Origin of the sequence: Streptomyces sp. NPDC047017, from assembly GCF_040644175.1 — a bacterium.
Classification (GTDB): Bacteria; Actinomycetota; Actinomycetes; order Streptomycetales; family Streptomycetaceae; genus Streptomyces.
In genome coordinates this window covers 152,566-174,841 of record NZ_JBEYVW010000002.1, presented here as the reverse complement: position 1 = coordinate 174,841, position 22,276 = coordinate 152,566, and the positions used below count along the sequence as shown (strand labels likewise).

At 73.3% G+C, this 22,276-nt stretch carries 20 protein-coding genes and 1 tRNA gene; 13 read left to right on the top strand and 8 right to left on the bottom strand.

The annotated features are described in order from the left end of the window. Positions 1 to 76 precede the first annotated feature (76 nt). Both glpR and ABZ858_RS04100 read left to right on the top strand, forming a co-directional pair. Positions 77 to 1,384, top strand: a complete 1,308-nt coding sequence (glpR, locus tag ABZ858_RS04105) for a gephyrin-like molybdotransferase receptor GlpR (RefSeq protein ID WP_361372393.1) — start codon at positions 77 to 79, stop codon at positions 1,382 to 1,384. Between the two features lie 73 nt (positions 1,385 to 1,457). Continuing rightward, positions 1,458 to 1,531: transfer RNA gene (locus ABZ858_RS04100), tRNA-Ala, on the top strand. A gap of 60 nt (positions 1,532 to 1,591) precedes the next feature. Here ABZ858_RS04100 and ABZ858_RS04095 read toward each other — a convergent pair. Further along, a complete protein-coding gene (locus ABZ858_RS04095; RefSeq protein ID WP_361372390.1) occupies positions 1,592 to 2,074 on the bottom strand; it encodes a GNAT family N-acetyltransferase in 483 nt (160 codons plus the stop codon). A gap of 91 nt (positions 2,075 to 2,165) precedes the next feature. Between ABZ858_RS04095 and ABZ858_RS04090 the strand changes: the two genes are divergently transcribed. Continuing rightward, positions 2,166 to 2,969 (top strand): exodeoxyribonuclease III, encoded by an 804-nt coding sequence (locus ABZ858_RS04090; RefSeq protein WP_361372387.1) that lies wholly within the window; start codon positions 2,166 to 2,168, stop codon positions 2,967 to 2,969. 55 nt (positions 2,970 to 3,024) lie between these two features. Here ABZ858_RS04090 and ABZ858_RS04085 read toward each other — a convergent pair whose 3' ends face one another. After that, the gene (locus ABZ858_RS04085; protein ID WP_361372936.1) at positions 3,025 to 3,645 is read right to left on the bottom strand and encodes a MerR family transcriptional regulator; all 621 of its coding nucleotides are present in this window, start codon (positions 3,643 to 3,645) and stop codon (positions 3,025 to 3,027) included. A gap of 190 nt (positions 3,646 to 3,835) precedes the next feature. Between ABZ858_RS04085 and ABZ858_RS04080 the strand changes: the two genes are divergently transcribed. The 4 genes from ABZ858_RS04080 to ABZ858_RS04065 all read left to right on the top strand — a co-directional run bounded on the left by ABZ858_RS04080 (position 3,836) and on the right by ABZ858_RS04065 (position 7,617). Then, positions 3,836 to 5,452, top strand: a complete 1,617-nt coding sequence (locus ABZ858_RS04080) for an NAD(P)/FAD-dependent oxidoreductase (RefSeq protein WP_361372385.1) — start codon at positions 3,836 to 3,838, stop codon at positions 5,450 to 5,452. After that, positions 5,449 to 6,411: an alpha/beta hydrolase gene (locus ABZ858_RS04075; RefSeq protein WP_361372382.1), complete on the top strand. Its 963-nt coding sequence runs from the start codon at positions 5,449 to 5,451 to the stop codon at positions 6,409 to 6,411. The genes ABZ858_RS04080 and ABZ858_RS04075 overlap by 4 nt, the downstream gene beginning before the upstream one ends. Continuing rightward, complete coding sequence (locus ABZ858_RS04070; protein WP_361372379.1) at positions 6,408 to 7,301, top strand: SDR family oxidoreductase; 894 nt, start codon at positions 6,408 to 6,410, stop codon at positions 7,299 to 7,301. Before ABZ858_RS04075 ends, ABZ858_RS04070 begins: the two co-directional genes overlap by 4 nt. A 94-nt stretch (positions 7,302 to 7,395) precedes the next feature. Next, the gene (locus ABZ858_RS04065) at positions 7,396 to 7,617 is read left to right on the top strand and encodes a hypothetical protein (protein WP_361372376.1); all 222 of its coding nucleotides are present in this window, start codon (positions 7,396 to 7,398) and stop codon (positions 7,615 to 7,617) included. A 103-nt stretch (positions 7,618 to 7,720) separates the two neighbouring features. Here the strand turns inward: ABZ858_RS04065 and ABZ858_RS04060 are convergent, their stop codons facing one another. After that, on the bottom strand, positions 7,721 to 11,269 hold the full coding sequence (locus tag ABZ858_RS04060; RefSeq protein WP_361372373.1) for a S41 family peptidase: 3,549 nt from the start codon (positions 11,267 to 11,269) through the stop codon (positions 7,721 to 7,723). 144 nt (positions 11,270 to 11,413) lie between these two features. Between ABZ858_RS04060 and ABZ858_RS04055 the strand changes: the two genes are divergently transcribed. The 5 genes from ABZ858_RS04055 (at position 11,414) to ABZ858_RS04035 (ending at position 15,885) form a co-directional block, all read left to right on the top strand. Then, positions 11,414 to 12,016 (top strand): TetR/AcrR family transcriptional regulator, encoded by a 603-nt coding sequence (locus ABZ858_RS04055; RefSeq protein ID WP_361372370.1) that lies wholly within the window; start codon positions 11,414 to 11,416, stop codon positions 12,014 to 12,016. 143 nt (positions 12,017 to 12,159) lie between these two features. Then, positions 12,160 to 14,373, top strand: a complete 2,214-nt coding sequence (locus tag ABZ858_RS04050; protein ID WP_361372368.1) for an MMPL family transporter — start codon at positions 12,160 to 12,162, stop codon at positions 14,371 to 14,373. A gap of 146 nt (positions 14,374 to 14,519) precedes the next feature. Next, complete coding sequence (locus ABZ858_RS04045; protein WP_361372365.1) at positions 14,520 to 15,365, top strand: helix-turn-helix transcriptional regulator; 846 nt, start codon at positions 14,520 to 14,522, stop codon at positions 15,363 to 15,365. Then, positions 15,362 to 15,550 carry a DUF397 domain-containing protein gene (locus ABZ858_RS04040; protein WP_361372362.1) on the top strand — a complete coding sequence of 63 codons (189 nt, stop codon included), beginning with the start codon at positions 15,362 to 15,364 and terminating at the stop codon, positions 15,548 to 15,550. The genes ABZ858_RS04045 and ABZ858_RS04040 overlap by 4 nt, the downstream gene beginning before the upstream one ends. A 59-nt stretch (positions 15,551 to 15,609) precedes the next feature. After that, entirely contained in the window at positions 15,610 to 15,885 is a 276-nt protein-coding gene (locus tag ABZ858_RS04035) for a DUF1876 domain-containing protein (RefSeq protein WP_361372360.1), read from the top strand. A gap of 18 nt (positions 15,886 to 15,903) precedes the next feature. Here the strand turns inward: ABZ858_RS04035 and ABZ858_RS04030 are convergent, their stop codons facing one another. From ABZ858_RS04030 to ABZ858_RS04015, 4 genes are all read right to left on the bottom strand, one after another. After that, positions 15,904 to 17,079, bottom strand: a complete 1,176-nt coding sequence (locus ABZ858_RS04030; RefSeq protein ID WP_361372934.1) for a serine hydrolase domain-containing protein — start codon at positions 17,077 to 17,079, stop codon at positions 15,904 to 15,906. Between the two features lie 126 nt (positions 17,080 to 17,205). Continuing rightward, positions 17,206 to 17,964, bottom strand: a complete 759-nt coding sequence (locus ABZ858_RS04025) for an ABC transporter ATP-binding protein (protein ID WP_361372357.1) — start codon at positions 17,962 to 17,964, stop codon at positions 17,206 to 17,208. Next, complete coding sequence (gene cbiQ, locus ABZ858_RS04020; RefSeq protein WP_361372354.1) at positions 17,952 to 18,713, bottom strand: cobalt ECF transporter T component CbiQ; 762 nt, start codon at positions 18,711 to 18,713, stop codon at positions 17,952 to 17,954. The genes ABZ858_RS04025 and cbiQ overlap by 13 nt, the downstream gene beginning before the upstream one ends. Position 18,714: 1 nt before the next feature. Beyond that, a complete protein-coding gene (locus ABZ858_RS04015; RefSeq protein WP_361372350.1) occupies positions 18,715 to 19,770 on the bottom strand; it encodes an energy-coupling factor ABC transporter permease in 1,056 nt (351 codons plus the stop codon). 172 nt (positions 19,771 to 19,942) lie between these two features. On the opposite strand from ABZ858_RS04015, the gene ABZ858_RS04010 reads away from it, so the two are divergent. Continuing rightward, on the top strand, positions 19,943 to 20,302 hold the full coding sequence (locus ABZ858_RS04010; protein WP_361372347.1) for an SsgA family sporulation/cell division regulator: 360 nt from the start codon (positions 19,943 to 19,945) through the stop codon (positions 20,300 to 20,302). A 30-nt stretch (positions 20,303 to 20,332) separates the two neighbouring features. Here the strand turns inward: ABZ858_RS04010 and ABZ858_RS04005 are convergent, their stop codons facing one another. Then, on the bottom strand, positions 20,333 to 21,988 hold the full coding sequence (locus ABZ858_RS04005; protein ID WP_361372344.1) for a penicillin-binding transpeptidase domain-containing protein: 1,656 nt from the start codon (positions 21,986 to 21,988) through the stop codon (positions 20,333 to 20,335). Positions 21,989 to 22,276 lie beyond the last annotated feature (288 nt).

Here is a 22,276-nt window from a genome sequence, read left to right as displayed (position 1 = left end):
AAATATCAGCCAGATCGTGCGACACACCGGCCCAATTGGCCGATGGCCTCGCGCAAACCCCTCTACCGTGTGAGATGTGAGCAGCAGCGGCCTCATCTACGCAGTCATCGTCGGGGCCTGGGCCGCCTACTTGGTGCCGATGTGGCTCCGTAGGCAGGACGAGCTGAACGAGGCCCGTCCGACGGAACGCTTCAGCACCGCCATCCGGCTGCTGTCCGGACGGGCGGGCATGGAGCGCCGTTACGCCAGGGACCTCCGGGCGCGCTCCACCGAGGAGGGGGAGACCGGCGCCGTGCAACCGGACGTCGTCACCGACTCGGTGGACGTCCGGTCCTTCGCCGTGCCCCCGAGCCGTGCCCCGGAGCGGGAGCAGGAACGGGAAAGACGGCGGGAGCAGGGACGGGAGCGGGAACGGACCCCGGCGCGGAGGCGGCCGGAGGCGGCCGGGCCCGCGGCCGGCGCGCAGCCCGGCACCGCCACCACCGGCCCTGGCCCTGGCACCGGCACCGGCCGTGGAGCCGGCCCCAGCACCGGCTTCGGTACGGAGTCCTCCGACGAGCGCCCCGCCGCGCCCGCCGGCGCCCCCGAGCGCGCCCGTGTCCCCGCGGCCCGGCGCGCCCCCGGCGCGGAAGCGGCGGCAGCACGCGCCCGGCGCACCCGGGTGCTCGCGCGCCGCCGGCGCACCACTGTGGTGCTCTTCCTCACCTTCACCCTGGGCGCGATCGTCGCGGCCGTCGGCGGCCTCGCCTTCCTGTGGGCACCGGCCGCGCCCGCGGTGCTGCTCAGCGCGTACATCGCGTATCTGCGTGTCCAGGAGCGCCGCCGCTTCGCCTACCAGATGGACCGCCGCCGCGCCGAGGCCGCCGCGCAGCGGCTGCGGGAGAACCGGCGCCAGCCGCGCCGGCGGGCCTCCCTGGAGACGGACGCGGACGAGCCCGACGCCGGACCCGAACCGGAGACCGACCCGGGACTGTCCGCGCTCGCCGCCGACCGGCGCGCCCTGGTCGAGCAGACCGACCACGCCGAGTGGCTGGACCAGCAGCGCGAGCGCCGCAGGCGCCCCGGCCACGGCGACAGCTGGGACCCGGTGCCGGTGCCGCTGCCGACGTACGTGACCGCGCCGGTCGCCCCCCGGGCCACCTCCGACGTGGACCTGGGCGCGCCGGACACCTGGAGTTCGGCGCGGTCCTCCGCCGCCGTGCCGGAGCAGGAGGCGGCCGCCGACGACGAGGAGGCCCCGGCGCCCGCGGAGGACCGGCCCGCCGCCGACGGCCGCAGCGGCGCCCGCCGCGCCGCCTCGGCCCGCCGCTCCCGCGAGCGTGGACGCACCCCGCTCTTCGACCAGTACGAGGACGGCGACCGCCCCCGCGCGGCCAACGAGTAGCCGCGCGGCTGACCAGCCCGGTAACGGATTACCGACCATCCGGATGAGGATGCTAGAGTTTCACTCGTTGCAAGGGCCTGTGGCGCAGTCCGGTAGCGCACCTCGTTCGCATCGAGGGGGCCAGGGGTTCGAATCCCCTCAGGTCCACGCAGCCCGAAGCCCCCGTCAGATCATCTGGCGGGGGCTTCGGCATGTCCGCGAGAGTCCCTACGGGCGCAGCCGCTTGGCGAAGCACATGCTCGACTCGTACTCCCGGTAGTAGCCGAACTTGACGCACGGCTCGTAACCGCTGGACGTGTACAGGGCGATCGCCTCCGGCTGCTGGTCGCCGGTCTCCAGGACCATGCGCACGCGGCCGGCGTCGCGGGCGTCGTCCTCCAGCGCGGCGAGGATCCGGCGGGCCAGGCCCCGGCCGCGCATCGACGCGATCACGAACATCCGCTTCAGCTCGGCGTCGCCGTCCTCGTGGCCCGCGCCGTTCGCGTCCTGCCGGCGCCAGCCGCCGCTGGCGACCGGGGTGCCGTCCTCGTCGTAGGCGATGAGGTACGTGCCGTTCGGCGGCCGGAAGTCGGCGGCGTCCATGGGAGTGGCGTCGCCGTCGTCGCCGTAGCGCACGGCGTACTCGGCCTGGACCTCGTCGTTCAGCTTGACGGCGTCCGGGTGGTCGTAGGCAATCGGGCGGATGAACATGTTAGACACCGTATATCAATGCGGTAGGGGCGGGCGGACAGCGGAACGGTCCCTCGCGGGACCCCGTCCAGTGTGCCGGTAAAGTGCCCGGATGCTCACTGTGACCTCCGCCAACGTCAATGGCCTGCGCGCCGCCGCGAAGAAGGGCTTCGTGGAGTGGCTCGCGGGCACCGGCGCCGACGTGCTGTGCCTCCAGGAGGTGCGCGCCGAGCCGCAGCAACTGCCCGAGCACGTACGCACGCCGGCCGGCTGGTACACGCTGCACGCGCCCGCCGCCGCCAAGGGCCGCGCGGGCGTCTCCCTCTACACCCGCCGCGAGCCGGACAGCGTCCGCACCGGCTTCGGCTCGGCGGAGTTCGACGGCGGCGGACGGTACGTCGAGGCCGACCTGCCGGGCGTGACGGTCGCCTCCCTCTACCTGCCATCCGGCGAGGTCGGCACCGCGCGGCAGGACGAGAAGGTCCGCTTCATGGGCGAGTTCCTCGCCCACCTCAAGGACCTGCGCGAACGCGCCGCCGCCGAGGGCCGCGAGGTCCTGGTCTGCGGCGACTGGAACATCGCCCACCAGCAGGCCGACCTCAAGAACTGGCGCGCCAACCAGAAGAACTCCGGCTTCCTGCCCGAGGAGCGGGACTGGCTGACCCGCGTCCTCGACCCGGCGGACGGCGGCTACGTCGACGTCGTACGCGCCCTGCACCCGGACGTGACGGGACCGTACACGTGGTGGTCGTACCGGGGGCGGGCGTTCGACAATGACTCGGGTTGGAGGATCGACTACCACGTGTCGACGCCCGGGCTGGCGCAGCGGGCCGTCAAGGGATTCGTGGAGCGGGCGGCCACCCACGGCGAGCGCTGGTCGGACCACGCGCCGGTGACGGTCGCGTACGACCTCTGAGCCCGGCCCCGCCGCCCGCCGCCCCGCGTCCCGCCGCCCCGCGACCCGCCGGCCCTCACCCCTCCTTGCGCAGCCGCCGGTCCAGGGCCATCGAGAGTTCCGCGTCGACCACGCTCTTGGCGAGGGGGCGCAGGCGGTGCAGGTCCTCCTCGGGGGCGTGGCGGGTGATCAGGTCGGTGAAGAGGGTGGCGAGGGCCTCGGCGTGGCGGCGGACCTGGTGGCCGGCGTCCAGGACCTCGGCCAGCGGGATGCCCTCGCGGACCAGGGCGGCGGAGACGTCCAGCAGGCGGCGGCTGACGTGGACGATGTCGCCGCCGTCGGTGCCGAGGTAGCCGAGGTCCATGGCGGCGGCCAGGTTCTCGGCGGTGACCTCGCCCGCGAAGTGGTCGGCGAGTTCCTCGGGGGTGAGGCGGACCGGGGTCTCCTCGGTGGGGGCGCCCACCCCGAGCAGGTCCCCGACGTCGCGGCCGTGGTCGAACGCCTCGGCGAGTTCGGCGATGCCGTTGAGCGTGTGGCCGCGTTCCAGGAGTGCCGAGATGGTGCGCAGCCGGGCCAGGTGGTGGTCGTCGTACCAGGCGATGCGGCCCTCGCGGCGCGGGGGCGGGATCAGTTTGCGCTCGCGGTAGAAGCGCAGGGTGCGCACGGTGATGCCGGCCAGGCGGGCCAGTTCCTCCATGCGGTACTCGCGCGGGCCCCCGCCCGGTCCGTCGCGTCGTCCAGCGTCTTCTGCCACACCGGAAGCCTATGTTGTACCGCCGGTAACTTTCCTCGGCCGACCCCTACCGATCGGTACGTCCCTCCTCTACGCTCCCGATTGTGCCAGTGTTCACTGGCGGAATCGCTGGCGAGTCAGGGAGGGGCGCTCAATGGCCGAGCACGAGTCCGAGCACGAGTCCGAGCATGAGTACGAGCACGTACGGGTGGCGGTGATCGGGTCCGGGTTCGGCGGGCTGGGAGCCGCGGTGCGACTGCGCCGGGAGGGGATCACCGACTTCGTCGTCCTGGAACGGGCGGACAGCGTCGGCGGCACCTGGCGCGACAACAGCTACCCCGGGTGCGCCTGCGACGTGCCCTCCCACCTGTACTCCTTCTCCTTCGCGCCCAACCCCGAGTGGCCGCGCACCTTCTCCGGGCAGCAGCACATCCGCGCCTATCTGGAGCACGTCGCCGACGTCTTCCACCTGCGCCGGCACCTGCGCCTCGGCACCGAGGTGCAGCGGATGACCTGGAACGCGGAACTGCTGCGCTGGGACATCGAGACCACCGGCGGGAACTACTCGGCCGACGTCGTGGTCTCCGCCACCGGGCCGCTGTCCGACCCGAAGGTCCCCGACATCCCGGGCCTGGACACCTTCCCCGGCAAGGTGTTCCACTCCGCCCGCTGGGACCACGACGTCGACCTGGCCGGCAAGCGGGTCGCCATGGTCGGCACCGGCGCCTCCGCCATCCAGATCGTGCCGTCCGTCCAGCCCCGGGTCTCCCGCCTCACCCTCTTCCAGCGCACCCCGCCCTGGGTGATGCCCCGCTTCGACCGGGCCATCAGCGGCGTGGAGCGCTCGCTGCACCGGGCCGTGCCGGCCACCACCCAGCTGCGCCGCGGACTGCTGTGGGGCATCCGGGAACTCCAGGTCCAGGCGTTCACCAAGCGCCCCGAGGAACTGGGCTTCGTCGAGCAGATCGCCAAGCGCAACATGGCCCGCGCCATCAAGGACCCGGCGCTGCGCGCCAAGCTCACCCCCGACTACCGCATCGGCTGCAAGCGCATCCTGCTGTCCAGCACGTACTACCCGGCGCTCGCGCAGGACAACGTGGACGTGGTGGCGAGCGGCCTCAGCGAGATCCGCGGCTCGACCCTGGTCGCCGCCGACGGCACCGAGACCGAGGCCGACGCGATCATCTTCGGCACCGGCTTCCACGTCACGGACATGCCGATCGCCGAGCGGGTCGTCGGCGTGGACGGCCGGACGCTCGCGGAGACCTGGAAGGACGGCATGGCCTCGCTGCGCGGCGCCGCCGCGGCCGGCTTCCCGAACTGGATGACGATCATCGGCCCCAACACCGGGCTCGGCAACTCCTCGATGATCCTCATGATCGAGTCCCAGCTGAACTACCTGGCCGACTACCTGCGGCAGCTGAACGTGCTCGGCGGCAGGGTCGCCCTGGACGCCCGGCCGAGCGCGGTGCGCGCCTGGAACCACAAGGTGCAGGAGCGCATGAAGCGCACGGTGTGGAACACCGGCGGCTGCACGAGCTGGTACCTGGACGCCAACGGCCGCAACACCACCGTGTGGCCGGGCACGACCACGGAGTTCCGCCGGGCCACCCGCCGGGTGGACCTCGCGGAGTACGAGGTGGTCCGGGCGCCGGGGCGGGTGACGGCCGGGCAGCCCGAGAACGTCGCCGGGTCCGCCGGGTCCGCCAAGGGTGCCCCCGCCAAGTCCGGCGAGAGCGCCCCCGCCCCGGTCGCGGAGGTGGAGGCGTGAGCCGTACGGCCCTGCGGCCCGCCGGGCCGTACGCCCCGCCCGCCCCCGCCCGGGAACTCACCGTCGTCTCCGCCGACGGCGCCCGGCTCCACGTCGAGGTGCACGGGCCGGACGGCGACGCCGGCGCGCCCGCCGTCGTCCTCGCCCACGGCTGGACCTGCTCCACCGCGTTCTGGGCCGCGCAGATCCGCGAACTGGCCGCCGACCACCGGGTCATCGCCTACGACCAGCGCGGCCACGGGCGCAGCCCGGCGAGCCCGGTGTGCGGCACGGACGCGCTCGCCGACGATCTGGAGGCGGTGCTCGCCGCGACCCTGGCGCCCGGCGAGAAGGCGGTGATCGCGGGTCACTCGATGGGCGGGATGACGGTGATGGCCGCGGCCGGCCGGCCCGGCTTCCAGGAGCACGCGGCGGCCGTCCTGCTGTGCAGCACGGGCAGTTCGCGACTGGTCGCCCGGTCGACCGTGGTCCCGCTGCGGGCCGGCCGGCTGCGCACCGGGCTGACCCGGCGCGTCCTCGGCTCCCGGGCACCGCTGGGACCCGTCACGCCGCTCGCGCTGCGCGTCCTCAAGTACGCCACCATGGGGCGGCGTTCGGCGCCGCACGTGGTCGAGGCGTGCGCCCGGATCGTGCACGCCTGCCCGCGCCGGGTGCGGCACAGCTGGTCGCAGGTGCTCGACCTGCTCGACCTCGACCACGGCGTACGGGAGTTGCGGGTGCCGGCCGCGGTCGTGGCGGGCACCGCCGACCGGCTCACCCCGCCGGTGCACGCGCGCTCGCTGGCCGCCTCGCTCCCGCAGTGCGTCGGGCTGACCGAGCTGCCCGGCATCGGCCACATGACGCCCATGGAGGCGCCCGAGCAGGTCACCGGGAAGATCCGGGAGCTGGTCGCCGCCCACGGGGGCGTACGCGGCAACGGCAAGGACAACGACGACGCACGGATCGGAGAGGGCGCATGAGCAGGTACAGCCTGGAGGGGCAGGTCGCGGTCGTCACGGGGGCCGCGCGGGGCGTCGGTGAGCTGCTGGCGCGCAAACTGTCCGCGCGCGGCGCGCGGATCGCGCTGGTCGGCCTGGAGCCGGACGCGCTCAAGCAGGTCGCGGAGCGGCTGCACGGCGAGAGCGCCCACTGGTACGCCGATGTCACCGACCATGAGGCGATGGCCCGGGTCGCGGCGGAGGCCGAGGAGCGCTTCGGCCGGGTGGACATCGTGGTCGCCAACGCCGGGGTGGCCACCGGCGGTCCGTTCGTCGACTCCGACCCGGAGTCCTGGCGGCGGGTGATCGAGGTCAACCTGCTCGGCTCGGCGGTCACCGGGCGGGCGTTCCTGCCGGCGCTGATCGGGAGCCGGGGCTACCTGCTGCAGATCGCCTCGCTCGCCGCGATCACCCCGGCGCCGATGATGTCGGCGTACTGCGCCTCCAAGTCCGGTGTGGAGGCGTACGCGCACTGCCTGCGCGCCGAAGTCGGCCACCGAGGCGTGCGCGTGGGCGTGGGCTACCTGTCGTGGACGGACACGGACATGGTGCGCGGGGCCGACCAGGACGACGTGATGCGGGAGTTGCGGCAGCGGCTGCCGTGGCCGTCGAACAAGACGTACCCGCTGGGCCCGGCGGTGGACCGGATCGTGGACGGCATCGAGCGGCGGTCGAGCCATGTGTACGGGCAGTGGTGGCTGCGCGGGATGCAGGGCGTGCGCGGGTATCTGCCGGGGGTCATCGGGACCGTGGGGCAGCGGGAGATGCGGCGGTTCGCGGACCGGCTGACAGGCATGCGCACCGGCCTGGTCGGGGCGGGCGGGGCCGCCGACGAGCAGCACCGCACCACGGCGGCCACGCACCGTAGTTGATCGACATGCGCAGGGTGAGCGCCCGTGTGAATCTGGTCGAGGCCGGTCCCCCCACCCACTGGGGGACCGCACTCACCCACACGGGAGAAACACCATGGGCATGAAGGACAAGTTCCAGGACCAGGCCGAGCAGCGGCAGCAGCAGGGCCGGGAGCGCATCCAGGAGGGCCGCCAGAAGGCAGGCCAGGCGGGCCAGGCGGGCCAGGCCGGTCAGGCCGGTCAGCGCCCGTCCCAGGAGCGTGACCGCGGTCGTCAGCACATCGACGACACGCGGGACGAGATGGAGGACCGCCTCAACGAGGACTACGACCGCTAGTCACCGGTCGGCCGGTTCCATCGCCGCTGTGCTCGGCCCAGGCCGGGAACGCGTGGGGTGCCCCGGGTGCCGGGGCACCCCACGTCGCGTGCCCGCGGAGGGCTCACGTCTGCCGCGGCGGCAGCTTCGGGCGGGACAGGTCGGGTACGTCGCTGTGGTCCGGCGGGGTCGCGGGCGGGTGGGACTCCAGCAGGCGCAGGGCGAGTTCGATGGCGGCGTCCATCTCGACGTGCCGGCCCTCGGCCCAGTCCAGCGGGGTGCGCAGGGACTCCACGTCGGGGCTGACGCCGTGGTTCTCCACGGACCAGCCGTAGGCGTCGAACCAGGCCGCGTTCATCGGCACCGTGATGACCGTGCCGTCGCCCAGCCGGTGCCGGCCGGTCATGCCGACCACGCCGCCCCAGGTGCGCTGGCCGACCACGGGCCCCAGGTCCAGCAGCTTGATGGCCGCGGTGATCATGTCACCGTCGGAGGAGGTCGCCTCGTCGGCGAGGGCCACGATGGGACCGCGGGGCGCGTTGGAGGTGTACGACACCGGCTGGGCGTCCCGGGTCAGGTCCCAGCCGAGGATGGTCCGGGTCAGCTTCTCGATGACGAGTTCGCTGATGTGGCCGCCCGCGTTGCCGCGCACGTCGACGATGAGGGCGGGCCGGGACATCTCCATGCGCACGTCCCGGTTGAACTGCGCCCAGCCGGAGCCGCCCAGGTCGGGGATGTGCAGATAGCCGCACTTGCCGTCGCTCAGCTCGCGGGCCACCGCCCGGCGTTTGGCCACCCAGTCCTGGTAGCGCAGCGGCCGGTCGTCGACCAGCGGGACCACGGCGACCCGGCGGGCCGGTCCCCGCGCCCCGGCGGGCCCCGCGGCGGACGCCCCGGCCTCGGCGGACGCCCGGGCTTCGGCGGACGCCCCGGCTTCGGTGGATCCCCCGGCTTCGGCGGACGCCCCGGCTTCGGCGGACGCCCCGGCCTCAGCGGACGCCCCGGCTTCGGCGGACGCCCCGGCTTCGGCAGACCCCCCGGCGGGTCCTGCGGCGGGCCCCTCCGCGGGCGCGGGGGAGAACGTCAGCTCCACGGTCGTACCGCCGGCCCCGGCCAGCAGCGGGTAGGGCCCGGTCACCGGGTCCACCGGGCGGCCGTCGACATGGGTCAGCACGGCGCCCTCGCGGATGCCGGTGCCGGCCAGCGGGGAGCGGGCGCGGGAGTCGGAGGAGTCACCGGGCAGGATCCGCCTCACCACCCAGCCGCACTCCCGGTGCACGAGGTCGGCGCCGAGCAGGCCCTGCCAGCGCTGGTAGTGGGCGGGGCCCTCGTTGCGGCGGGCGGCGGCGACGTAGGCGTGCGAGGTGCCCAGTTCGCCCAGCACCTCGCGCAGCAGGTCGGCGAACTCGTCGGGGGAGGCGACCCGTTCGACCAGCGGGCGGTACTGGGCGAGCACGCCGTCCCAGTCGATCCCGCACATCCGCGGCTCCCAGAAGTAGCCGCGGATCAGCCGCCCCGCCTCCTCGTACGCCTGGCGCCACTCGGCGCCCGGGTCGGCCACGTGCAGGATGCGGCGCAGGTCGATCCAGGTCGTGGAGTCGCTGTCGCCCGGCTCGGTGGCGGGCACCGCGCGCAGGTCACTCTCGTCGACGACGACCAGCCGGGTGCCGTCGCCGCTGACCGCGAACCAGTCGAGGTGGGCGACGAGTTCGGACTTCTTCGCCTTGCCGGGGGTGAAGTACTCCAGTGTCGGGCGGCCGGTGGTGTCGTCCGGGTTGGCGAACGTCTCACCCAGCGCCCCGGAGATCGGCCAGCGCAGCCAGACCAGGCCGCCGCCGGCCACCGGGGCGAGCGCCGAGTACTTGGAGGCGGCCACCGGGAACGGCGTGACCCGGTTCTCCAGCCCCGCCACCTCCACCGTCACCGCGCCGGGCTCGCCGCCCTCCTCGGCCTCCACCGGGTCGAGCCCGCCCGCGGCCGGGCGGCCCTCCGCGCTGAGCGCGAAGGGGGAGGGCGTCGCGGAGGAGAGCGGGACCAGATAGGGCTTGCAGCCCAGTGGGAAGGACAGGTCGCCGGTGTGCACGTCGTACACCGGGTCGAAGCCGCGCCAGGACAGGAAGGCGAGGTAGCGGCCGTCGCGGGTGAAGACGGGGTTCTCGTCCTCGAAGCGGCCGTTGGTGACGTCGACGACCAGGCCGTCCTTGATCCGGGCCAGCTTGATCTGCCGCAGGGTCCGGCCGATCCCGGGGTGGGACCACGTCAGCCAGGCCCCGTCCGGGGAGAAGGCGAGATCGCGCACGGGGCCGTTGCCGGAGCGGACCAGTTCGGTGACGGTGCGGGAAGGCGCGGCCGGGGTGCCGCTTCCGGCGTCCCCGGCGGCTTCGGTTTCACCGGCCCCGGCCTCCCCGCCTTCCTCCGTCCCCTCCTCCGTCCCCTCCTCCGTCCCGTCCTCCGGTACGTCGACCAGCAGCAGCCGGCCGTCGTGCGCGGCGAGGGCGAGGCGTTCGCCGCCGGGGTCGCAGACCATCTCCAGGACGCGGCCCACTTCGCCGGAGGCGAGCCGGCGGGGCGGCCGGGCGCCGCTGGCCCGGGGCAGGAAGGCGATCTCGACGGCGTCCTCGCCGTCGGCGTCGGTGACGTAGGCGATCCGGCCGCTCGCGCCGAGCATCTCCGGCAGCCGCACCCGGACCCCCGGCGGATCGGTGAGGGTGCGGGCGGGGCCGTCGCGGTGGGTGAGCCAGTACAGGGAGCCGCGGACCACGACGGCGCTGGCCCGGCCGGTCTCGTCGACGGAGAGGCCGTCCAGGTTCTGCGCGGCGGGCACCGGGTAGGGGCGGCGCCCGGCCCGCGGTCCGCTGAGCCGGACATCCAGCCGGCGCGGCTCGGAGCCGGGGGACAGGTCGTCCACGATCCACAGGTCGCCCGCGCACTGGTACACCACGCGCTCGCCGTCGCCGGCGGCGTGCCGGGCGTAGAAGGCGTCGTGGTCGGTGTGGCGGCGCAGGTCGGTGCCGTCGCAGGCGCAGGAGTAGAGGTTGCCGACGCCCTCGTGGTCGGAGAGGAAGGCGATCCGGCCGCCGACGAACATGGGGGAGGCCAGGTGGCCGCCGAGGTCGGGGAGCAGCCGCTGCCCGTGCAGCCAGAGCCGTCCGGTGGCGCCGCCCCGGTAGCGCTTCCAGGAGGCGGGTTCGTGCGGCGGGGTGCCGGTCAGCAGCAGGCTCTTGCGCTCGCCGTCGAGCCGGGCGACCTGGAGGTCGGCGACCGGGCCCCAGGGCAGCTTGCGGCCGGGGGAGCCGTCGGTGCCGACCTTGTAGGCCCAGGTGAAGTACGAGAACGGCTCGCCGTGCGAGGTGACGGCGAGGATCTCGCTGTGGCCGTCCTCCTCGGGCGGGCTCCAGCCGCACACCAGGGTGTCGGAGCTGCCCCAGTACGTGAGCTGGCGGCCCGGCCCGCCGTCCACCGGGACGAGGTGGATCTCGGGCGCGAGGCTGCGCCAGCTCGTGTAGGCGAGGTGGCGGCCGTCGGGGGAGAAGCGGGGGCGGCCGGCCTTGGTGCGGTCCACGGTGAGCCGCCAGGCGCGGCCCGCTCCGTCGAGCGGGGCCAGCCAGAGGTCGTCCTCGGCCACGAAGCACAGCAGATCGCCGCTGAGGTGCGGCAGGCGCAGATAGCTCACCTCCTCAATGCTTCGCCCGGGGCGGGACCGGAGCAACTTATGGAAAACCGACAGGAGTGACCCAACCCACGTACGAAACGGTTTCGTTTCGTTGATGGGGTGCGCTAGATTCGTCCCGTACGAACGGAGCGGGAGGTGGGAGTGATGACCGAGACGACGGCCGCGCGCCGGAGCCGGATCACGCCCGAGCGCGAGGCCGAGCTGTACGGGGCCGTGCTCGACCTGCTCCGCGAGGTCGGTTACGACGCCCTCACCATGGACGCCGTCGCCGCCCGTACCCGCTCCAGCAAGGCCACGCTCTACCGCCAGTGGGGCGGCAAGGCCGAACTGGTCGTCCGGGCCGTCCGGCACGGCAAGCCCGGCAAGCTGGAGGGGACGGACACCGGATCACTGCGCGGCGACCTGCGGGCGCTGGTGACCCGGGAGGACGACTGCGCCATGGAGCAGAACTCCGCGCTGATGCGGGGCCTGGCGATGGCGATGCACGCCAACCGGGACCTCAGACACGCCTTCCGGGAACAGCTGATCGAACCGGAGATGCGGGAGTTCCGCAGGCTGTTGCAGCGCGCCGTCGACCGCGGCGAGATCCGCGCGGACTGCCCGGCGCTGGACTTCGTGGTGCACATGCTGGCCGGCGGGTTCGCCGTCCGGGCACTGATCGAGGACCAGCCGCCGACGCAGGAGTTCCTCCGTTCGTACATCGACGCCGTGGTCCTCCCCGCCCTCGGCGTACCCACGCCGTCCTGATTCCCCGTCGGGCCTCCTGACGGGTCCCCACCCCTCGCACCGCCCCCCCCGCATCACCCCAGCACCTGACGCGACCGCTCACGTCGTCGGGCCGATGTTCCCTGCCCAGAACCACCCCACGACCTGACCGGGAGTACGCCCACGTGGCCACGTTCCTGTACAAAATAGGCCGACTCGCCTTCCGGCGACGGCACTTCGTCGCCCTGATATGGGTGGCGCTGCTGACGCTCGCCGGCGTCGGCGCCGCCTCCGCGCCCGCCGCGGGCAACACCTCCTTCTCCATCCCCGGCACCGAGGCGCAGAAGGCCTTCGACCTGCTGGAGCACCGCTTCCCCGGCGCGAGCGCCGACGGGGCGACCGCGCGGATGGTCTTCAAGGCGCCCGGCGGCCACAAGATGACGGACGCCGGCCAGAAGGCGACCGTCGAGAAGACCGTCAAGGAGTTGTCCACCGGCTCCGAGGTCGCCTCCGTCGCCGACCCCTACACCGGCCACGCCGTCAGCAAGGACGGCACCGTCGCCTACGCGTCGGTGAAGTACAAGGTCTCCGGCATGGAGCTGGAGGACGACTCCCGCACCGCCCTGAAGAATGCCGCGCAGCACGCGCGGGACGCCGGGCTGACCGTGGAGATCGGCGGTGACGCCCTCAACGCGGCGCCCGGCTCCGGCTCCACCGAGGTCATCGGCATCGCCATGGCGGCCGTCGTCCTCGTCATCACCTTCGGCTCGCTGCTCGCCGCGGGGCTGCCGCTGCTGACCGCGATCATCGGCGTCGGCATCGGCGTCTCCACGGTCACCGCGCTCGCCCACGCCCTGGACCTGGGCACCACCACCTCCACCCTGGCCTCGATGATCGGCCTCGCGGTCGGCATCGACTACGCGCTGTTCATCGTCTCCCGCTACCGCGGCGAACTGGCCGAGGGCCACTCCCGCGAGGAGGCGGCCGGACGGGCCGTCGGCACCGCGGGCTCCGCGGTGGTCTTCGCCGGCCTCACCGTCGTCATCGCGCTGGTCGGCCTGTCCGTCGTCAACATCCCGATGCTGACGAAGATGGGCATCGCGGCGGCCGGCACGGTCGTCATCGCCGTCCTCATCGCGCTGACCCTGATCCCGGCGCTGCTCGGCTACGCCGGCCGCAAGGTCAGGCCGGCCGGGCAGAAGAGCAGGCTGCTGGGCGGTGGCCGGGCCGCGAAGAAGCCGGCCCGGCCCAACATGGGCACCCGCTGGGCGAGCTTCGTGGTGCGCCGCCCGATCGCCGTGCTGCTGCTCGGCGTGATCGGCCTGGGCGCCGCCGCGGTGCCCGCCGCCTCGCTCGAACTGGGCCTGCCGGACGACGGCTCGCAGCCCGTCTCCACCACCCAGCGCCGCGCCTACGACCTCCTCTCGGAGGGCTTCGGGCCCGGCTTCAACGGCCCGCTGCTGGTCGTCGTCGACGCGAAGGGCAGCCACGACCCCAAGGCCGCCTTCCACGAGGTGACCGACAGGATCAAGGGCCTCAAGGACGTCGTCACGGTCACCCCGCCCGCGCCCAACCAGGCCGGCGACACCGCGACGATCACCGTCATCCCGAACTCCAAGCCGTCCTCCGCCACCACCGAGGACCTCGTGCACGCCATCCGTGACGCGGGCGACGGCATCAAGGCCAAGACCGACGCCGAGGTGCTGGTCACCGGCTCCACGGCGATGAACATCGACGTCTCGCAGAAGCTGAACGACGCCCTGTTCCCGTATCTGGCCCTGGTGGTGGGGCTGGCCTTCCTGCTGCTGATCGTGGTCTTCCGCTCGGTCCTGGTCCCGCTGAAGGCGGCGCTCGGCTTCCTGCTCAGCGTGCTGGCCGCGCTCGGCGCGGTGGTCGCGGTCTTCCAGTGGGGCTGGCTGTCCGGCCTGATGGGCGTGGAGCAGACCGGTCCTGTCATGTCGATGATGCCGATCTTCATGGTGGGCGTGGTCTTCGGCCTGGCGATGGACTACGAGGTCTTCCTCGTGACCCGGATGCGCGAGGCGTACGTGCACGGCGAGCAGCCGAGCCAGGCCGTCGTGACCGGCTTCCGGCACGGCGCCCGGGTGGTGACGGCCGCCGCGGTCATCATGATCGCCGTCTTCTCCGGCTTCATCGGCTCCAGCGAGTCGATGATCAAGATGATCGGCTTCGGCCTGGCGATCGCCGTCTTCTTCGACGCCTTCGTCGTCCGCATGGCCATCGTCCCGGCGGTCCTGGCCCTGCTCGGCCGCCGCGCCTGGTGGCTGCCCAAGTGGCTGGACCGCGCCCTGCCCAACGTGGACGTGGAGGGCGAGGGCCTGCGCGCGCTGTCCTCGACGGACGGCCGGGAGGACGAACGGGAGCTGGTACGCACCTGACGTACCGCTGCTGACCGGAGCCGCCGGTGAGGGTGCCCGTGGGGACGGGGCTGCACCCTCACCGGCTTTCCTTTGTCCTGGTCCTGTCCCGTGCTGTCGCGGCTGCTCCGGACGTTGTACGGGTACGGCTGCCGACGGAGGTGGAGATGCACGAGGACGTGGACGAGGCGGGTTGGGATGTGGAACCCGGGGACGAGATCGAGCCGGTGGTGCAGGCGGTGGGGCGCCTGCTGAGGGTGTGCCGGGAGTCGGCCGGGATGCGGGTCGCGGACCTGGCCGAGCTGACCGGCTACGGCGAGGACATGATCCGCAAGATGGAGAACGGCACGAGGATTCCCCGGCCGGAGTTCCTGGACCGCGCGGACCAGGTCACGCGGGCGCAGGGGCATCTGCGGGCGTTCATGGAGGAGATGCGGAAGGCGCGGTATCCGCGGAAGGTCCGAGAGCTGGCCGACATGGAGGGCCGTGCGGTGGAGATGCTGATGTACAGCACCCACAACATCCATGGTCTGTTGCAGGCACCGGAGTACATGAGGGCGCTGTACGGGGTACGTCATCCGCCGCTGCCTGACGACGTGATCGAGCGTGAGGTGGCCGCACGCACGGGTCGAAAAGTGGTGTTCCAGCGGGACCCCGCCCCGGCGATGAGCTTCATTCAGGAACAGGTGACGCTGGAGCGACCGATCGGAGGGAGAATGGTCCTGCGTCGGCAGCTCGAACACCTCATGGAGGTCGCGCAGCTGAGGCACGTGTCTCTCCAGATCATGCCTACGGACCGGGAGGAGCACGCCGGGATGAGGGGCCGGATTCACGTGCTGAGGTTCGCGGACGGCTCGGGGATCGGACGTTCCGCCGGCGCATTCAACGGCCGCCCGGTCGAGAGCCCCAGAGATCTTCGAGTCCTCGAATCAAGCTATGGCATGATCCGAGCGCAGGCTCTCACGCCGAGGGAGTCACTGGCCTTCATCGAGCAAGCGCTGGGGAGATTATGAGCACGTCGGAACTGCACTGGTTCAAGAGCAGCTTCAGTGACAGCAACGAGCCCGGGGACTGCGTAGAGGTCGCCACCACCTCCACCACCGTCCACATCCGTGACTCCAAGACCCCCGACACCGCCCGGCTGGCGGTCGCCTCCTCCGCCTGGGTGGATTTCCTCGCGCACGCCGTGAAGGGATGATGCTGCACGGCGGTCAGGAAAGGCGCACCCTGGAAGCAGGTGTTCCGGAGGTGATGGTCATGATGAAGACCGCCGTGGGATGGCATGTGGAGCTGGAGTTCGAGGAGGACGGCCAGCACACGCGGGCGGCGGCCCTGGTGCGGCTGCCCGACGGCAGCGAGGTCCACGGGCACGGCCGGGCCTCCCGGCACCGGATCGACTCCGATCAGCCCCGGGTCGGTGAGGAGGTCGCCGGGGCCCGCGCCCTCAACGAGATCGCCATGCGGCTGCTCACCAAGGCGCACGACGAGATCGACACGGCCTCGGGCCGCAGGTCGCAGCCGATCCACGTCTGAGGCCGGGCGGCCGCGGCCCTACGCCGCGAGCGAGGCCCGTACCGCCCGTATCAGTGCCTGCGCCCTCGGGTCCGCCGTGACGCCGGAGCGGAAGCCGTTGGTGACGTAGCCGAAGGCCAGGCCGGTGTCCGGGTCCGCGAAGCCGAGGGCGCCGCCGCGGCCCGGGTGGCCGAAGGAACCGGGGCCGTACAGCGGGGACGCGCTGCCGTGCAGCATGTGGCCGAGCCCGAACCGGGTACCCACCACCAGCACGCGGTCCGGTCCCGCGGACCGCTCGGCACGGGCCAGTTCCCGCGTGCCCGGCGTGAACAGGCGGGTGCCGCCGTCCACTTCACCGATCAGCGCGGCGTAGCAGCGGGCCAGCCCGTCGGCGGTGGCGATGCCGTTGGAGGCGGGCAGCACCGCCGCCCGGTACGCCGGGTCGTTCTCGTCGGGGGCCGGGCTGATCGCGCCGAAGGCCCGGCGGGTCAGCGAGGACGGGTCGGCGTAGGCGCCGGCGACCGCCCGCTTGGGGCGCATCCGCAGCCCGCCGGTCTCGGCGGCCGGGGGTTCGACGGAGCCCACCCGGCCCACCCGCCCGGTCTCGCCCGGCGGCAGCCCCACCCACAGGTCGGCCCCGGCCGGTCCGGTGATCTCCCGCGCGATCCACGCGCCGATCGACTCGCTGGTCACCCGCCGCACCAGTTCCCCGGTCAGCCAGCTGTACGTCTGCGCGTGGTAGCCGTGGTCGGTGCCCGGCTCCCACACCGGGGCCTGCGCGGCCACCGCCTCGGCGGCCCGCACCGGGTCGGCGGCCTCCTGCGGGGTCAGCGGGCGGTCCAGGACCGGTACGCCCGCGCGGTGGGCGAGCAGGTGCCACACGAGCGTCCGCTCCTTGCCGGCCGCCTTGTACTCGGGCCAGTACGCCCCCACCGGCGCGTCCAGGTCCAGCTCACCGCGCTGGTGCAGCAGGAGCAGCGCGGCGGCGGCGACGCCCTTGGTGGCCGAGCGCAGGATCTGCGCGGTGCCGCGCTCCCACGGCGCGTCGCCGGCCGTGCCGTCCACGTCCCGGCGGCCGGCCCACAGGTCGACGACCCGGTGCCCGTCCCGGTACACGGCGAGGGCCGCGCCGCGCTCGCCGCGCAGGGTGAAGTTCTGCCGGAACGCGTCCCGGACCGGCTCGAAGCCCTCGGCCACCGCACCGCTCACGACCACGTCCACGTCCGCGCCTACGTCCGCGCCCACGACCGCACTCCCGTCACTCACCACTCGTACCGGCCCACTGCCTGCGACAGTGAGTGGAACACGGGTGCTGTGCCTGGGATTCCTCGGGTCCTCGGGTCAGGTCCTGGTGGTCACCGAGCGCGGGTCGAAACCGAAGGGCAGCTCCAGGCGGTGGGCGCGCATCAGGGCGTCGTCACCGAGGAGTTCACCGGTCGGGCCGTCGGCGGCGATCACCCCGTCACTGAGGATCAGTGACCGGGAACACAGTTCGAGGGCGTACGGCAGGTCGTGCGTGACCATGAGCACGGTCACGTCCAACGCGCGCAGCACGTCGGCCAGTTCGCGGCGGGCGGCCGGGTCGAGGTTGGAGGACGGCTCGTCCAGGACCAGGATCTCCGGCTCCATGGCGAGCACGGTGGCCACGGCCACCCGGCGGCGCTGGCCGAAGGAGAGGTGGTGCGGGGGGCGGTCGGCGAACTCCGCCATGCCGACCCGCTCCAGCGCCGTACGCACCCGCCGCTCCAGCTCCGGCCCCTTCAGCCCGGCCGCCGCCGGCCCGAACGCGACGTCCTCGCGTACGGTCGGCATGAACAGCTGGTCGTCCGGGTCCTGGAAGACGATCCCCACCTTCTGCCGGACCTCGGCCATGTGCCGCTTGCCGACCGGCAGCCCGGCCACCGTCACCGTGCCGGCGCCGCCGCCGAGGATGCCGTTGAGGTGCAGGACGAGGGTGGTCTTGCCGGCCCCGTTCGGGCCGAGCAGCGCCACCCGCTCCCCGCGCCCGATGCGGAAGTCCACCCCGAACAGGGCCTGGTGTCCGTCGGGGTAGGCGAAGGCGAGGCCGGAGACCTCCAGAGAAGCAGTCACAGCACCCATCCCAGCAGACAGACGGCGAGCGCGGCACAGGGGAGGGCCAGTGCGGACGACCACTGCGCCCGGGAGGCGGTCACCTCGTCGATGACCGGCATCGAACCGGCGTAACCGCGGCTGACCATGGCCAGGTGGACCCGCTCGCCGCGCTCGTAGGAGCGGATGAACAGCGCGCCCGCCGACTTGGCGAGCACCCCCCAGTGCCGCACCCCGCGCGCCTCGAAGCCGCGGGACTCCCGGGCCACGCGCATGCGGCGCATCTCGTCGGTGATCACATCGCCGTAGCGGATCATGAAGGAGGCGATCTGCACGAGCAGCGGCGGCAGCTTGAGGCGTTGCAGGCCCAGCAGCAGTTCCCGCAGCTCGGTGGTGCTCGCGAGGAGCACGGAGGCGGCGACGCCGAGGGTGCCCTTGGCGAGCACGTTCCAGGCGCCCCACAGACCGCCGGCGCTCAGCGACAGGCCGAGGACGTGCACCCGCTCGCCCTCGGCCACGAACGGCATGAGCACCGCGAAGGCGACGAACGGCACCTCGATCAGCAGCCGCTTGAGCAGGAACGCGGCGGGCACCCGGGCCACCGCCGCCACGCCCGCCAGCAGCACGGCGTACAGGGCGAACGCCCACATCGCCGCGCGCGGGGTGGAGACCACGACCACGACGAACGCGAAGGCCGCGGCGAGCTTGGTGTGCGGCGGCAGCGCGTGCACCGGCGAGTGCCCGTGCCGGTAGAGCCGGTGGGCGTGGCCCGCGCCCATCTCAGGCGGCCTGCGAGGAGGGTTCCGCGGCGGCCGTGCGGCGCCTGCGCACGATCCAGAAGACCGAGCTGCCCACGACGACGGTGACGCCGACGCCGATCACGCCCGCGAGCCCGCCGGACAGCCGGGCGTCGGAGACGTCCTTGACGCCGTAGTCGGCGAGCGGCGAGTCCGCCGAGGCGTGCGGCTTCTCCTTCTGGTCGATGCCCTTGTCGTGCGCGACCTTCTCCAGGCCGTCGGGGCTGGCGGAGGCGTAGAAGCTGACGAACCCGGCGAGGACCAGGGAGGTGACCAGGCCGGTGAGCCACAGCTTGCGGTGCGACCGGGCGGCGGCGGGAGCGGCCACCGGCGCGGGCGCGGCGGCGGGCGCGTCGACCAGTTCGCCGTTCACCCGCAGCTTGAGCCGCTGCTCCAGGCCGCGCGCCCCGTACACCAGATCGGGGCGTACGGCGATGACGGCGCCGACGGTGAGCGCGGTGATCGCCGCCTCGCCGGCGCCGATGAGGACGTGCACGCCGATCATGGCGGTGGCGACCTTGCCGATCGACACGTCGGTGGTGCCGCCGGCCGCGTAGATCAGGGTGAAGACGACCGCGGCGGCCGGGACCGAGACGAGCGCGGCGGTGAAGGAGGCGATCGTCACCGAGCGGCGGCGGCGCGGGAGCACCTTCACCAGGCCGCGGAAGACGGCGTACGCCACGACCGTGGTGGTGATCGCCATGTCGGTGATGTTGACGCCGAGCGCGGTCAGCCCGCCGTCGGCGAAGAGGATGCCCTGCATGAGCAGGACGACGGAGACGCACAGGACCCCGGTGTAGGGGCCCACGAGTATCGCGGCCAGGGCTCCGCCCAGCAGGTGGCCGCTGGTGCCGGCCGCGACGGGGAAGTTGAGCATCTGGACCGCGAAGATGAACGCGGCGACCAGGCCGGCCAGCGGCGCGGTCCGCTCGTCCAGCTCCCGGCGGGCGCCGCGCAGGCTGACGGCCAGGGCGCCGGCGGCGACCGCGCCGGCGACGGCGGAGGTGGGGGCGTTGATGAATCCGTCAGGTACATGCACGGCTCGATGATGTGGCCTTTTGCGAATGATTTGCAAGAGCGTGACCGTGCAGGTGCGGGGAGTGGGCGGGATTTATTACCCCAGCAGTGTGTAAATCGGGAAGTATGGGACATTGGTAACGAAAGCGGAAAAATGCTTCGTGTCCAGGTCACCGAGTGTGAGGGGCCGTCCGATGTCCGTGGTCGAACAGCACGCGCGAGCCCGCATCGTCACCGAGGACGACCGCCAGGACGACCCCGGCGCCGTCCCGGTCGTCCTGCGCTACGACCCGCAGGACGACCCGCGCTCGGTGTGTATCGGACTGCCCGGCGCGCACGAGTGGACGTTCTCCCGCGCCCTGCTCGAACAGGGACTGCGCGCGCCCACCGGCACCGGCGAGGTGCGGGTGTGGCCGTGCGGCCGGGTGCAGGCCGTGGTCGAGTTCCACTCCCCGCAGGGTGTCTCGGTGGTGCAGTTCGAGACGAAGACGCTGGCCAGGTTCCTGCGGCGCACCTACTCGGCCACCGCGGCGCCCGCCGTCGCCGGACGGTAGGGCCTTCCACCGGACGGGTTCCGGGACCGGTCAGTCGCCCGCCTTCAGCAGGGACGCCACGATCGGGCCGGCCGTGTCGCCGCCGTGCCCGCCCGCCTGGACGACGCCCGCCGCCGCGAGATCGCCGCGGTAGGCGGTGAACCAGCCGTTGGGCTTCTGCTGCCCGTCGACCTCGGCGGACCCCGTCTTCGCCCCGTAGTCCGGGCCGAGCCCGGCCATCGCCTGGGCGGCCGTACCGGAGGCGGCGGTGTAGCGCATCAGCTCGCGCAGCTGGGCCAGCGTGGCCGCGGACAGCGTGCGCGAGGCGGTGGCCAGCTTGCGGTGGTCGGTGGACGGGGCGACCAGATACGGCTGGCGGAAGCCGCCCGTCCTGACCGTCGAGGCCACCGAGGCCATGTTCAGCGGGTTCATCCGCACCCCGCCCTGGCCGATCAGCGAGGCGGCCTTCTGCGCCGCCGACTGCACCGGCACCGCGCCGTCGAAGGACGGCACCCCGATCGCCCAGTCGTCCCGGGCCAGGCCGAAGACCTCCTGGGCCTGGCGGGTCAGGTCGTCGTCCTTGAGCTTCCCGGCCTGGCTGATGAAGGCCGTGTTGCAGGAGCGGGCGAAGCTCGCCCGGAACGTGCCGTCCTTGATCTCGAAGTCGTCGTCGTTGTGGAAGGTCCACCCGCCGTAGGTGAACGTCTTCGGGCACGGGTGCGGCTTGTCCACCGACGCCAGGCCCTTGTCGATCAGCAGCGAGGAGGTGATGACCTTCATCGTGGAGCCGGGCGCGAGGGACCCTTGCAGCGCGGTGTCGAAGCCGTGGCCGGTGTTGGCCACCGCGAGGATCTCCCCGGTGGAGGGCCGCATCACCACCACCGACGCCTTCTGCTGCTTGGCCACCTGCTGCTCGGCCGCCGACTGGAGGGACGGGCTCAGCGTGGTGCGCACCGTGCCCGGGGTGCCCTTGCTCAGCTCGACGAGGGTCTTGTCCGGCAGCTCGGCCTTCTTCGACGCCGCCCCGCGCACCACGCGCAGCTCCACGCCCGCCCGGCCGCCCGCCTTCTTGCCGTACTTCTCGCGCAGCCCGTCCAGGACGGAGGCCATCGACGGGTACTTCGCGGCGGAGAGCACGCCGCCGTCCCGGTCCAGGGCCTTGACCGGCGGGGTGCCGGACTCGCCGGTGACGAGCCGGTCGCCGTCCTTCAGGTCCGGGTGGACGACCGCCGCGTGCCAGTCGACCACCGGCGCGCCGTCGGCGGCCCGCCGTACGACGGTCAGCGCGCTGTCGTAGGCCAGCGGCCTGCTCAGGCCCTGGTACGACACGGTGGCCGTCACGGAGAAGGGCACCTTGCCGGCCCGGGGCGTGCCCTGGGTGAGCGTGACGTGCGTGAGGTGCGCGTCCTTGGCGTACGCGCCGAGCAGGGCGGCGGCCGCCGCCGCGTCGCTGGTCGCGGCCGCCGCCCGGTCCGGGGCGCCCTGCTGCCAGGCGGTCAGGAACCGCCCGGCGGTGCTCACCACCTCGGTCGCCGTCAGCGGGCCGGTGCGCACCGCCTTGTGCGCGGCCGCGGTGCGGCCCTCGGCCTGGGCGCCGCCGCCGTACAGCGCGTACGCGCCGATCCCGGCGGCGGCCACCGCGATCACCCCGCCGACCACCGCGGGTCCCGTCCTGCGCCGCTCGGCGACGCGTCTTCTGCTGCCCACTGCCCTTCGCCCTCCGCGATCCCGGCCCCCACCGCTGCCCCAACGGGCCCAACGACCGCACTCACCCTAGGGTCCCGAACGGGACGGGTGACGTGCGTCGGCTCTCCGTAGCCAAGCTGCGACATTCCCCCCGGCCGCGCACCCCCGGCGGGGCCGGTCGGCTCAGCCGGCCGCCGCGCAGCCTCCGTTCGGTCGGCCGCTGCCCGCAGTTTCCGCTCGGCCGGCCCCCGGGGTCCCGCTGAGCCGGCCGCCGGCCGCAGTGCCGTCAACCGGCCGCCGCCCGGAGTC